Below are 12,409 nucleotides of genomic sequence, written 5' to 3'. Positions count from 1 at the left end.
TCACTGCAGCCGGTCCGCGGTGAGGTCGCGGACCTCGGCGTAGCGCTCGCGCACGTGCGGCACGGGGTCGGCCTCGTGCACCTCGGTGCCGGGCCGGGGCCACTCGGGTGCGGTGTCCCCGCCGGCGAGCACCCAGGCGGCCTGGCGCGCCGCACCGTCGGCGACGTACTCCCCCGGCGGCGGGACGAGCACCGGGACGCCGAGGACGGCGGGCGCGATCCGACGGACCGCCTCCGACCGGGCGCCACCGCCGACCATGAGCACGCGGCGGACCGGGGTGCCGGTCGCGGCGACGGCGTCCAGCCCGTCGGCCAGCCCGCACAGCAGCCCCTCCACCGCGGCCCGCGCCAGGTGTGCGGGGTCGGCGGTGCCGAGGGTCAGCCCGTGCAGGGCACCGGTGGAGGTCGGGCGGTCCGGCGTCCGCTCGCCCTCCAGGTACGGCACGAGCACCAGTCCGCCGGCGCCGGGCGGCGCCGACAGCGCCAGCCGGGACAGCTCGGCGTGGTCGACGCCGAGCAGCCGGGCGGTGGCGTCGAGGACGCGCGCGGCGTTGAGCGTGGCGATCAGCGGCAGGAAGTTGCCGGTGGCGTCGGCGAAGCCCGCGACGGTGCCGGTCGGGTCGGCCGCCGGGGTGGTCGAGACGATCGACACCACCCCTGACGTGCCGATCGACAGCACCACGTCGCCGGGCTCGGCGGCCAGGCCGAGCGCGGCGGCGGCGTTGTCGCCGGTGCCCGGCCCCAGGACCGCCCCGCCGGGCGTCGTGCCGCCGGCCTCCGCCGGGCCGAGCACCCGGGGGACGACGACGGTGCGGCCCAGCGCGCGCTCCAGCAGGTCCATCCGGTACTCGCCGGTGGCGGGCGACCAGTAACCGGTGCCGCTGGCGTCCCCGCGGTCGGTGACCAGCGCGCCGAGCGACGGCGTCCCCGCCAGCCGCCACGTCAGCCAGTCGTGCGGCAGGCAGACCGCCGTCGTCCGCGCCGCGTTCTCCGGCTCGGCCTCGGCCAGCCAGCGCAGCTTGCTGACGGTGAACGACGCGACCGGCACCAGGCCCACCGCCTCGGCCCACGCCCGGCCGCCGCCCAACTCCTCGGTGAGGTCCCGGGCGGCCTGCGCGGAGCGGGTGTCGTTCCACAGCAGTGCGGGCCGGACCACCTCGCCGTCGGCGTCCAGGCAGACCATGCCGTGCTGCTGGCCGCCCACGGCCACCGCCGCGACGTCGTCCAGACCACCGGCCTGGGCCAGCGCGTCCCGCAGCGCGGCCTCCCAGGCCGCCGGGTCGACCTCGGTGCCCTCCGGGTGCGGCGCCCGGCCCTCCCGGACCAGGGCGCCGCTGCCGGCGTCGCGGACCACGACCTTGCACGCCTGGGTCGACGTGTCGACCCCCGCCACGAGCGCCATGACGCCTGCCCGCCGCCTCAGCGCGCGCCGAGGAGGTGCTCCACGGCCAGCTGCGACAGCCGGATCACGCCGGCGCCGCGGCGACCGGCGGCCTCGGCGTCGAAGTCCTCGAACGCCGCGCGGTCGGCCAGCAGGCCCTCGTAGGACTCGCCGGCGGCCAGCGTCGGCTGGGCCAGCTCCGGCACGCGGGCGGCGGCCAGCGCCTCGGCCACCTCCGGGTCGGCGCGGAACGCCGCGGCCCGCTCCTTGAGCAGCAGGTAGGTGCGCATGTTGGCCGCGGCCGAGCGCCACACGCCGTCCATGTCCTCGGTGCGCAGCGGCTTGTAGTCGAAGTGCCGCGGGCCCTCGTAGGCCGGTCCGCCGCCCACGCCGCCGTGCTCCAGCAGGTCGACGGTGGCGAACGCCGACAGCAGGTCGCCGTGGCCGAACACGAGGTCCTGGTCGTACTTCGGCCCGTGCTGGCCGTTGAGATCGATGTGGAACAGCTTCCCCTGCCACAGCGCCTGGGCGATGCCGTGCGTGTAGTTCAGCCCGGCCATCTGCTCGTGCCCGACCTCGGGGTTCACCCCGACCAGGTCGGCGTGCTCGAGGGTGGAGATGAACGCCAGCGCGTGCCCGATGGTGGGCAGGAAGATGTCGCCGCGGGGCTCGTTGGGCTTGGGCTCCAGGGCGAAACGCAGCCCGTAGCCGCGGTCCTCCGAGTACTGGGCGAGGGTGTCCAGGCCCTCGCGGTACCGGTCGAGGGCGGCCCGCAGGTCCTTGGCGGTGTCCACCTCGGCGCCCTCGCGGCCGCCCCACAGCACGTAGGTCTGCGCCCCCAGCTCGGCGGCGAGGTCCATGTTGCGCATGACCTTGCGCAGCGCGAAGCGGCGGACGTCGCGGTCGTTGGCGGTGAGCGCGCCCTCCTTGAACACCGGGTGGGTGAACAGGTTGGTCGTGGCCATGGGGACGACGAGGCCGGTCTCCTCCAGCGCCGCCCGGAACCGCTTGACGTGGTTCTCCCGCGCGGCGTCGTCGCTGCCGAAGGGGATGAGGTCGTCGTCGTGGAAGGTGACCCCGTAGGCGCCGAGCTCGGCCAGGCGGTGCACCGACTCCACCGGGTCCACCGGCTCACGGGTGGCGTCGCCGAACGGGTCGCGGGCCGGCCAGCCGACCGTCCAGAGGCCGAAGGAGAACTTGTCCTCGCGGGTGGGCTGCGGAGTGCTCATGGGGTTCCCTCCATCGGGTTTTGTTCTGCCGTAGAACATAAGCCACACCCGCGGCTAGCCTCAAGGGGTGCGGACGACGGAGGGGACCGGGGCGCGGCAGTCGACGCTGCGCAGCAGCAACCTGGCCCTCGTGCTGCGCACCGTGTGCGCCGCCGCCCAGCCGCTCTCCCGCGCCGACGTCGCCGGCCGCACCGGTTCGACCCGGGCCACGGCCGCCCGGCTGGTCGACGAGCTCGTCGCCGGCGGGCTGCTCGACGAGGGCGAGCGCGTCGCGCCGCCCCGCCGCGGGCGCCCGGCCACCCCGCTGCTCCCCGGCGGACGGATCGGCGCCCTGGGCCTGCAGGTCGACGCCGGGCTGCTCGCCGCGCGGGTGCTGGACCTGCGCGGCCGGGTGGTCGCCGAGAGCGTCGAGGACGGGGACTTCGTGGGCAGCGACCCGGCGGCCACGCTGCGCCGGCTGGGCGCCCTGGCCACCGAGCTCCTCGCCGGCGTCCCGGGGCAGCTGCGCCTGGTCGGCGCCGGCCTGGCCCTGCCGGGCATCGTCAGCGTGGCCGACGGCGTGCTGCTGCGGGCGCCCAACCTCGGCTGGTCCGACGTCCGGCCCGCGGACCTGCTCGCCCCGCACCTGCCGGGTGGCCTGCACCCCACACCGGGCAACGAGGCCGACCTCGCCGCCCGCACGGTCGCCGAGATCGCGCCCGGCCGACCCGGGGAGCGGCGCGACTTCCTCTACCTCTCCGGGCAGATCGGCATCGGCGGCGCCGCCGTCCTCGCCGGGCAGGTGATGACGGGCAGCGCCGGCTGGGCCGGCGAGCTGGGGCACGTGTGCGTCGACCCGGGCGGGCCGCCCTGCCGGTGCGGCTCCACCGGCTGCCTCGAGCAGTACGCCGGCCGCCACGCCCTCCTCACGGCCGCCGGGCTCCCCCTCGACACCCCCTCGGCCGAGCTCGCGGCCCGCGCGGCGGCCGGGGAGCCCGGCGCCGGGCGGGCGCTGGAGACCGCGGCGGGCGCGCTGGGCGTCGGGCTGGCCGGCGTCGTCAACGTGCTCGACATCCCCACCGTCGTCCTCGGGGGCTACCTGGGCGCGCTCGCCGACCTGCTACGCCCGGAGGTCGAGGCCCTGCTGGCGCGGCGCGTGCTGTCGGCCCGGTGGCGGCGGCCCACGATCGAGGCCGCCACCGCGGCACCGGCGGCCGGCGCGACGGGCGCCGCCCTGCGCGCGCTGGCCGACGTCCTGGCCGACCCCGTGCGCTGGCTCCACTGACGCTCCCCCCGTGTCGGTTTCCGCGGAAACCGACGGACCCCCCGTGTCGGTTTCCGCGGAAACCGACGGAGGGCCGCTAGAGGCCGACCTGCTCCTGCAGCGCGCCCACCTCGGCGCGGCTGAGGCGGCGGATCGAGCCGACCCGCATGCGCTCCAGCTTCACCGGGCCGACCGCCGTGCGGGTCAGCCGCGACACCGGCAGCCCGACGTGCGCCAGCAGCCGGCGCACGATGTGCTTGCGGCCCTCGTGCAGCACCACCTCGACCACCGACTGCCCGGCGTGGGTGTCGACCACCCGGAACGAGTCGACCCGCACCGGGCCGTCGTCCAGCTCGACGCCGGCCCGCAGCCGCTTGGCCAGGTCGCGCGGGACGGAGCCCGACACCTGGGCCAGGTAGGTCTTGCGCACCTCGTAGGAGGGGTGGGCCAGGCGGTGGGCCAGCTCACCGTCGTTGGTGACCAGCAGCAGCCCCTCGGTGTCCTGGTCCAGCCGGCCCACGTGCACGAGCCCCGGGGCGAGGTCGCCGACCATGTCACCGATGGTCGGGCGGTTGCGGTCGTCGCTCATCGCGGTGATGACGCCGGTGGGCTTGTTCAGGGCGTAGGTGACACGGTCGTCGCGCAGCTCCAGGCGGGCGCCGTCGACGGCGATCTTGTCCCGCAGGGGGTCGACCCGCATGCCCTGCACGGTCACGGTGCGGCCGTTCACGCTGATCCGGCCGGCGTCGATCATGTCCTCGCAGACGCGGCGGGAGCCCACACCGGCCCGGGCCAGGACCTTCTGCAGCCGCTCGCCCTCCCGCTCGTCGTCGGGCTCGGCTGGCTCGCGGTCGCCGGGGTGGACGGGGGCGAGCTCCATGTCCTCCGACCAGCCCTCGCCGGCGTCGGTGGTGTTCTCGTCGTGCGGAGCGCTGTTCATCGCCGTCCAGTCTCCCACCCGGTGGCGCGGGTGCCGCCACGCCGCCGGGGGGAGCCCGCGGTCAGCAGTTCGCCTGGCTCCACTCGTCGACGGCCGACCCCGTGGCGACGAGGTCCTCCTGCACCTGGGTGGCCTCGCCGACGAACTCGGTGTTGGCCGACGGGTCGGTGAGGTCCACCTCGCCCAGCAGGTCGCGCATGCCGCTCCAGGCCGTCACCAGGTCCTGCCACTCGTCGGCGACGTCCTCCGGCGGGTCGACGGCCTCCAGGCGCTCGACGGCGTCGCCGACGATGCCCGGCGCCTGCTCCGGCTCCGCGCTGACCGCCTCGAGCTCGGCGGTCACGTCGGAGAGCAGGTCGGGGACGTCCTCGCAGAAGGCGGCCTGACGCTCCTCGTCCTCGGAGGCGCCACACCCGGCCAGGAGGAGGGCGGCGACGGCGAGCGGGGCGCCGAGAACACGGACGGAGAGTGAGCGGGACATGACCAGACCGTAGCCTCCGGGCTGGTCACCGACCCGCCGTCGTCCCCGGGCGGGTGACCACGGTGTCGCTCAGGCGTCGGGGTGCTCGTCGAGGACGCTGCCCGTCTCGGGCAGCAGCGGGCCGAGCTCCGGCAGCTCGTCCAGACCGGTGAGGCCCAGCCGCTCGAGGAACAGCGGCGTGGTCCCGTACAGCCCGCCACCGGTGTCGGGGTCGCTGCCGACCTCGTGCACGAGGTCGCGGCTGATCAGCGTGCGCATGACGCCGTCCACCCCGACGCCGCGGATCGCCGACACCCGGGCACGGGTCACCGGCTGGCGGTAGGCGATGACCGCGAGCGTCTCCAGCGCGGCCTGGGTGAGCCGGCTGCGCTGGCCGTCGACGAGGTACCGCTCGACGACCGGCGCGTAGTCCTCCCGGGTGTACAGCCGCCAGCCCTCCCCCACCCGGCGCAGAGTCAGGCCCGCGGCGCGGCGCTCGTAGTCCTCGGCCAGCTCCGCCAGCGCCGCCCGCACGCGGGGCACCGGGCAGCGCAGCGCACCGGCGAGGGTGACCTCGTCGACGGGTGTGTCGACGACGAACAGCAGCGCCTCCAGCGCCCCGCGCAGCGCGCCCGGGTCGAGGTCGGCCGCCTCCGGCTCGGGCTCGGCGTCGGGTTCCGGCTCGGGCCCCGGCGACGGGACGGCGGGCGGGGGCAGCGGTGCCGGCTCGACGACCGGCCCGGGCGGGGTGTCCCCCGCCGGCGCCGGCCGCTCGGCCACCCGCGCGGCCAGCTCCGCGGCGACGGCGTCCCAGGTCTCCGGGTCCGGGCCGCCGCGCTCCTCGGCCTCCTCCCGGGTGGCGTCCAGCTCCGCGGCGAGGGACTCCCAGGAGATCGGCGGCCGATCCTCACTCATGCGTACTCCTCGTCGGCGTGGGCGGCGGCATCGACGTCGGCGTCCGGCTCGGGCGCGGTGCCCCCGGTCCACCGCACGTGCAGCTCCCCGAGCGGGGTCAGCTGCTCGAAGGCCACCCGCTGCTGGCGGTACAGCTCCAGCAGCGCGAGGAACCGGGCGATGACCTCCAGCGTGTGCCCGCAGTCGGCGGTCAGCGCCCGGAACGTCGTCGTCCCGGCGCCCATGAGCTGGTTGCGCACCAGCAGCAACTGCTCGGCGACGCTCACCGCCGGGGCGTGCAGGTGGGAGACGCCGACGACGGCCGGCGCCTTCGGGGCCAGGGCCCGGGCGGCCAGCGCGGCGAACTGCTCGGGGGTCACGCCCAGCAGCACCTCGGGCAACAGCTCGGCGAAACGCGGCTCGAGGGCGGCGTCACGGGGGTGGCGGCGGATCGCCTCGGCCTCCCGCTCCCGCAGGAACGTGGCGGCCTGCTTGTAGGCCTTGTACTGCAGCAGCCGCGCGAAGAGCAGGTCGCGCGCCTCGAGCAGCTCGAGGTCCTCCTCGTCCTCGACGTCCGCGGCCGGCAGCAGCCGGGCGGCCTTGAGGTCGAGCAGGGTGGCGGCGACGACGAGGAACTCGCTGGCCTGGTCGAGGTGCAGCTCGTCGCCGAGCGCCCGCAGGTGGGCGATGAACTCGTCGGTGACCTGCGACAGCGCGATCTCGGTGACGTCGAGCTTGTGCTTGCCGATCAGCTGCAGCAGCAGGTCGAACGGGCCCTCGAAGTTGGTCAGCCGGACGGTGAAGCGGCCCGACGGCGCGGGGTCGGCGACCGCCGGGTTCCCGTCCACGACCCCCGAGGGTAGAAGAAGGACCCCGTCCTCCTCACACCTCGCAGGCTCGGCATGAGCCTCGGGACGGGGCCGGCTCAGCGGCCCGTGAGCCGCCGGACCAGCACCGACTCCTCGCCGCGGTCCCCGAGGTCGGCGAGCAGCACGGCGATGGCCTCCCGCACGATGCGCCCGCGGTCGGCGGCCACGCCGTGCTCGGCCCGCAGGGTCAGCCGCGCGCTCTCCAGCGCCAGCAGCTCGTCGGCGGAGATGTAGACGGTGATCTTCTCGTCGTGCTTGGTGCGCTCGGTGCGGGTCGGGCGCCCGCGGGTGGGCCGGGCCGGCGGGCGCATCGGCGCCGGGGCCGGCGCCCGATAGGCCGCGAGGGCGTCGTCGCCGTCCGCCGCGCCGCCGGGGACGAGGGTCAGCGGCGCGGTCGTCTCGGCAGGGGTCGGCTCGCCGCGCCGCGGAGCCGCACCGCGCAGGGCCGGCGAGCTCACCGTCGCGCTGATGCTGGGCAGCTCGGTGACCTCGGGGGTCGCCGCCGCGGCGTCGGTGCGGCGGAACAGCTCCGCCGCGCCGGGGAGGACGGGACGCCGCGTCACAGGGCGAGCACCTCCTTGGCCAGGTCGCGGTAGGCCGAGGCACCGGAGGAGGTGGGCGCCCAGGTGGTGATGGGCTGGCCGGCGACCGTGGTCTCCGGGAAGCGCACGGTGCGGTGGATGACGGTCTGGAAGACGGTGTCGCCGAACGCCTCGACGACGCGACTGAACACCTCACGGCAGTGCACGGTGCGCGAGTCGTACATCGTGGCCAGGATCCCGGAGATCTCCAGGTCGGGGTTGAGCCGCTCCTTGACCTTCTCGATCGTGTCGACCAGCAGCGCCACCCCGCGCAGGGAGAAGAACTCGCACTCCAGCGGGATCACCACGCCCTGGGCGGCGGTCAGGGCGTTGACCGTGAGCAGGCCAAGCGAGGGCTGGCAGTCGATGAGGATGTAGTCGTACTCGTCCCGGACGTCGGCGATCACCCGCAGCAGCGTCTGCTCGCGGGCCACCTCGCTGACCAGCTGGACCTCCGCGGCGGACAGGTCGATGTTGCTGGGCACGAGGTCGAGGCCGGGGATGTCGGTCGGCACCCGGACGTCGGCCAGGGTCGTCTGCCGCTCCATGAGGGCGTTGTAGATCGTGCGGTCCATGGCCTGGGCCGGCACGCCGAGCCCGACGGACAGCGCACCCTGCGGGTCGAGGTCGATGAGCAGCACGCGGCGGCCGTACTCGACCAGCGCCGCGCCCAGGTTGATGGTCGACGTCGTCTTGCCGACGCCGCCCTTCTGGTTGCACATCGCGATGATGCGGGCGGGGCCGTGCTGCGTGAGCGGCTTGGGCTCCGGCAGCTTGCGCACCCGCGCACGGGCGGGGTCCAGCCGCGAGGCGGCGGCGCCCATCTCCGGTCCGGTGTCGGTCGGGAGCGCGACGGCCGGTGCGGCCACGTCCCCTCGCATCGCCATCGGTCAGTTGCCTCCACCTCGTGCCCGTTCCGGCCGCCTGGCCGGGGCGGACAGCCGTTCTGTCCGCTCGGGTGTGCACGACGCTAGGGAGAGTTGCGCGGTTTACCGAGGAGGCACGCCGTAGGCCGTGTCGACATGGCGACCACTGCCAACGTCGCACGGAGATCGAGCCGAGACCATTGGCAGGTGACGCCAACTCATTGCAGGTTCGACTGTCAGGTCAGCGCACGCGGGTGGCTGCTGGCGTAGACCTCGCGCAGCCGGTCGACGGTGACCAGGGTGTACACCTGGGTGGTCGTCACCGACGCGTGGCCGAGCAGCTCCTGCACCACGCGGACGTCGGCGCCGCCGTCGAGCAGGTGGGTGGCGAAGGAGTGCCGCAGCGTGTGCGGCGACACCTCCTCACCGAGGCCCGCCCGCTCGGCCGCCGTCCGCAGGATCGCCCAGGCGCTCTGCCGGGACAGCGAGCCCCCGCGGGCGTTGAGGAACAGCGCGCCGCCGCGCCCGCCGGAGCGGCCGGCCGTGGCGAGCGCCGGGCGGGCCCGCACCAGGTAGTCCTCCACCGCCCGGACGGCGAAGCTGCCCACCGGGACCAGCCGCTGCTTGCCGCCCTTGCCGGCCAGCCGCACCACGCGCTGTCCGCGGTCCAGGTCGTCGACGGCCAGCCCGACGGCCTCGGAGATGCGCGCGCCGGTGCCGTACAGCAGCTCCAGCAGCGCGCGGTCGCGCAGCCCGCGGGGGCCCTCGACCGCGCCGGCGGCCTCGATCAGCGCCACCACCGACTCGACCGGGATGGCCTTGGGCAGCCGCCGCGCCGGCGTGGGCGGGCGGACCTCGTGCGCGACGTCGTCCGGGACCAACCCGTCGAGCAGGGCGAAGCGGTGCAGCCCCCGGACGGCGACCACCGCGCGCGCGGCCGACGTCGCCGACAGCGGCGGGTGCGCGTCGTCCCCCTGGCGCAGCGCGGTGAGGAAGCCGGCGACGTCGGACTCGGCCACCTCGGCCAGGCCGCGTACCCCGGCGGACTCGAGGAACTCGGCGTAGCGCCGCAGGTCGCGCCGGTAGGAGGCGATCGTGTTGGCGGCCAGGCCCCGCTCGACGGTCAGGTGGTCGAGGTAGCCGGTGACCACCCGGCCGACGTCGGTGGGCGGTGCGGTGACGGTCAGTGGAGCACCTCCTCCAGTGCAACGGGGGTCATGCCGTGGGCCACCGCGACCTCGGGCAGCACCACCTGCCCGGCGACCACGTTGACCCCGCGCGCGAGCGCCCGGTCCGCGCGGACCGCGGCCACGGTGCCCGCGGTGGCCAGGGCCATCACGTAGGGCAACGTCACGTTGGTCAGCGCGTGGGTCGAGGTGTTGGGCACCGCGCCGGGCATGTTCGCCACGCAGTAGAACACCGACCCGTGCACGCGGTAGGTCGGCTCGTCGTGGGTCGTGGGTCGCGTGTCCTCGAAGCAGCCGCCCTGGTCGACCGCGATGTCGACGAGCACCGACCCGGGCTTCATCCGCGACACCAGCTCGTTGCTCACCAGCGTCGGGGCCTTGGCGCCGGGCACCAGCACCGCGCCGATGACGAGGTCGGCGTCGAGCACCGCGCGCTCGACCTCGTAGGCGTTGGAGGCCACCGTCTGCAGGTGACCCTGGTAGATGCGGTCGGCGGCGCGCAGCTTGTCCACGTCGCGGTCGAGCACGATGACCTCGGCCTGCATGCCGAGCGCGATCGCCGCGGCGTTCATGCCCGCCACGCCGGCGCCGATGACGACCACCTTCGCCGCGTACACCCCCGACACGCCACCCAGCAGCACCCCGCGGCCACCGTGCGCGCGCTCCAGGCTGTGCGCACCGACCTGCGGCGCCATCCGCCCGGCCACCTCCGACATGGGCGCCAGCAGCGGCAGGGCGCCGTCGGCGGTCTGCACCGTCTCGTAGGCGATCGCCGTGGTGCCGGAGGTGACCAGGGCGTCGGTGCACTCCTTCGACGCCGCCAGGTGCAGGTAGGTGAACAGCGTCTGACCTGCCCGCAGCCGCCCGTACTCCTCGGCGACCGGTTCCTTGACCTTGAGCAGCAGGTCGGCCGCGCCCCACACCTCGTCGGCCGTGGGCAGGATCCGCGCACCGGCGGCCACGTAGTCGTCGTCGGGGATGGAGGACCCCTCCCCCGCGCCGCACTCGACCAGCACCGTGTGCCCGGCGCGCACCAGCTCCGTGACCCCGGCCGGGGTCAGCGCCACCCGGTACTCGCGGTTCTTGACCTCTCGGGGCACCCCGACCTGCATCATCCGCTCTCCCGGTCCCGGTGCGGAGCTCCCGAGGGTGGCGGGGCCCCGTCCCGCGTCGCGGGCGCGCCCGGTCGGGGCGCGCCTCGCGCGGAGTGTAGGCGGGGTCACCTCTGGGCCCGAGTGGATCGGGCCCACGACACCGGCACGGGTGAACGGCGGTCCTCGCCGGGTAGGGGGAGCCGGCGCACCCGGCCGGCCGGTGGGCCACCTCGACCCGCGGAGGACGCTCGATGCCCCTGTACGCCACCCGTCCCCGACTGCGGGCGCGGCAGTTGGCTGCCGACGCCGGCCTGCTCGCCTGGCTGCTCGTGTGGGTACTGGTCGCCCGGACGGTGCACGGGGCCGTCCTCGTGCTCGCCGAGCCCGGGCGCGCGGTCGAGGACCTCGGCACGTCCGTGGCCGGGAACATGGCGTCGGCGGCGGAGGCGGCCGGAGCCGTGCCCCTCGTGGGCGACGATCTCGCCGCACCGCTGGACGCCCTGGGCGCGGCGGGCACCTCGGCCGGCAGCGCCGGGCAGGCGGCGCAGGACGCCGTCGGCACCCTCGCCACCGTGCTGGCGCTCGCCCTGGTCGTCCTGCCGGTGACCTGGGCGGTGCTGCGCTGGGCGCCGTGGCGGCTGCGCTGGGCCCGGGAGGCGCGGGCGGTGCGGGCGATGGCTGTCGCCGACCCGCACGTGCTGGCCGCCCGGGCCCTGGCCACCGCTCCGCTGTCCCGCCTGGCCGCGCTGCCGCCGGGGACCGCCGCGGCCTGGCACGCCGGCGACCCGGCCGCCACCCGGGCCCTGGCCGGACTGGAACTGGACCGCGTGGGGGTGACCCTCCCGGTTTGGCGTTGAGGACCGCCCCGTCCGTGCCGATGTCTGTCGCGGACACCCGGAGGTGGGCATGGCCGCAGGACGGCGGGGCGGGCGGCAGCGGAGCCGTCGCGACGTACGGCGGCGGAGCCGACGGGGCGGCCGCTACGGCACCGCCGTCGGCGTGGTCGCCGCCGGTCTGGTCACCCTGAGCGCGCCGGCGACCCACGTGGCCGCCCAGCTCACCGCGGTCAGCACGCCGTCCCGGCCGTCGGCGCCGGCCCCCGTCGTCCCGCCGGCCGCCGCCCTGGCCGCCGACACCGCGACCCTGCCGGTCCCCGTCGCGCCGCCGGTGATCGCCACCGGCCCCGCGCCGCCGGCCCCCCGCGGCATCGACGTCGACGTCCCGAACCCGATGGTCCCCCGCGGCGTCCCGCTGGAGACCGAGCCCCGTCCGGACCTCTGCGGCGGCTACGCCAACCCGCGGCGGATCAGCCCTGCCGTCGCGCCCGGCCCGGGCACCGCGGCGGTGAGCTGGCAGGCCGACGGTCACTCCGACGTGCGCCGCTACCGGGTGCAGGCGGTCCGCCAGCGACTGGCGCCCGGCCTCCAGCCCGCGCCGCCGCAGCAGGTCGTCGGCCAGCCGGCGGGCTGCGAGCAGGTGGGGGTCACGTTCGCCGGGCTGGAGCGCGGCGTGCCCTACGTGTTCTGGCTGGAGGAGGAGGTCGAGGACAGCCTGTCCCTGCGCTGGGTGCAGGTGGGGACCTCGACCCCCGTCGTCATCGGCTGAAGGAGGACCCCTCCGCCCCCCACCGCTCGCACGCTCGCAGCGGGACCCTGCGGAGGAGCCG

13 protein-coding genes are annotated in these 12,409 nt (G+C 76.0%); 3 read left to right on the top strand and 10 right to left on the bottom strand.

The window, feature by feature from the left end; translation table 11 throughout:
- Both xylB and xylA read right to left on the bottom strand, forming a co-directional pair.
- Window positions 1-1,401 (bottom strand): xylulokinase, encoded by a 1,401-nt coding sequence (gene xylB / locus CRP39_RS14435; protein WP_097207089.1) that lies wholly within the window; start codon window positions 1,399-1,401, stop codon window positions 1-3.
- 17 nt (window positions 1,402-1,418) lie between these two features.
- The gene (xylA, locus tag CRP39_RS14430) at window positions 1,419-2,609 is read right to left on the bottom strand and encodes a xylose isomerase (RefSeq protein ID WP_097207088.1); all 1,191 of its coding nucleotides are present in this window, start codon (window positions 2,607-2,609) and stop codon (window positions 1,419-1,421) included.
- Window positions 2,610-2,676: 67 nt separating this feature from the next.
- Between xylA and CRP39_RS14425 the strand changes: the two genes are divergently transcribed.
- Entirely contained in the window at window positions 2,677-3,873 is a 1,197-nt protein-coding gene (locus CRP39_RS14425; RefSeq protein ID WP_097207087.1) for an ROK family protein, read from the top strand.
- Between the two features lie 76 nt (window positions 3,874-3,949).
- Here CRP39_RS14425 and CRP39_RS14420 read toward each other — a convergent pair whose 3' ends face one another.
- From CRP39_RS14420 to ald, 8 genes are all read right to left on the bottom strand, one after another.
- Entirely contained in the window at window positions 3,950-4,792 is an 843-nt protein-coding gene (locus CRP39_RS14420; protein WP_097207086.1) for a pseudouridine synthase, read from the bottom strand.
- 61 nt (window positions 4,793-4,853) lie between these two features.
- A complete protein-coding gene (locus CRP39_RS14415) occupies window positions 4,854-5,273 on the bottom strand; it encodes a hypothetical protein (protein WP_097207085.1) in 420 nt (139 codons plus the stop codon).
- Window positions 5,274-5,342: 69 nt separating this feature from the next.
- Window positions 5,343-6,167 carry an SMC-Scp complex subunit ScpB gene (gene scpB / locus CRP39_RS14410; protein WP_097207084.1) on the bottom strand — a complete coding sequence of 275 codons (825 nt, stop codon included), beginning with the start codon at window positions 6,165-6,167 and terminating at the stop codon, window positions 5,343-5,345.
- A complete protein-coding gene (locus CRP39_RS14405; protein ID WP_097207083.1) occupies window positions 6,164-6,994 on the bottom strand; it encodes a segregation and condensation protein A in 831 nt (276 codons plus the stop codon). The genes scpB and CRP39_RS14405 overlap by 4 nt, the downstream gene beginning before the upstream one ends.
- Window positions 6,995-7,071: 77 nt before the next feature.
- Window positions 7,072-7,578, bottom strand: coding sequence for a hypothetical protein (locus tag CRP39_RS14400; protein WP_097207082.1), 507 nt, complete (start codon window positions 7,576-7,578; stop codon window positions 7,072-7,074).
- Window positions 7,575-8,483, bottom strand: coding sequence for a ParA family protein (locus tag CRP39_RS14395; RefSeq protein WP_097207081.1), 909 nt, complete (start codon window positions 8,481-8,483; stop codon window positions 7,575-7,577). The genes CRP39_RS14400 and CRP39_RS14395 overlap by 4 nt, the downstream gene beginning before the upstream one ends.
- Before the next feature lie 215 nt (window positions 8,484-8,698).
- Window positions 8,699-9,613 (bottom strand): site-specific tyrosine recombinase XerD, encoded by a 915-nt coding sequence (gene xerD, locus CRP39_RS14390; protein ID WP_097207080.1) that lies wholly within the window; start codon window positions 9,611-9,613, stop codon window positions 8,699-8,701.
- A 32-nt stretch (window positions 9,614-9,645) separates the two neighbouring features.
- Window positions 9,646-10,764 (bottom strand): alanine dehydrogenase, encoded by a 1,119-nt coding sequence (gene ald, locus CRP39_RS14385; RefSeq protein ID WP_245853873.1) that lies wholly within the window; start codon window positions 10,762-10,764, stop codon window positions 9,646-9,648.
- Between the two features lie 230 nt (window positions 10,765-10,994).
- Here ald and CRP39_RS14380 point away from each other — a divergent pair, with 230 nt between their 5' ends.
- Together CRP39_RS14380 and CRP39_RS14375 are read left to right on the top strand one after the other, a co-directional pair.
- Window positions 10,995-11,600, top strand: coding sequence for a hypothetical protein (locus CRP39_RS14380; protein ID WP_097207079.1), 606 nt, complete (start codon window positions 10,995-10,997; stop codon window positions 11,598-11,600).
- Between the two features lie 49 nt (window positions 11,601-11,649).
- Window positions 11,650-12,348, top strand: coding sequence for a hypothetical protein (locus CRP39_RS14375; RefSeq protein ID WP_143426644.1), 699 nt, complete (start codon window positions 11,650-11,652; stop codon window positions 12,346-12,348).
- The last annotated feature ends 61 nt before the right edge of the window (window positions 12,349-12,409 follow it).

The sequence above is a fragment of the Geodermatophilus sabuli genome (genome assembly GCF_900215145.1).
Taxonomy (GTDB): Bacteria; Actinomycetota; Actinomycetes; order Mycobacteriales; family Geodermatophilaceae; genus Geodermatophilus; species Geodermatophilus sabuli.
Note: the sequence above shows the minus strand (reverse complement) of the source record. Positions and strands in the feature narration are given on the sequence as shown.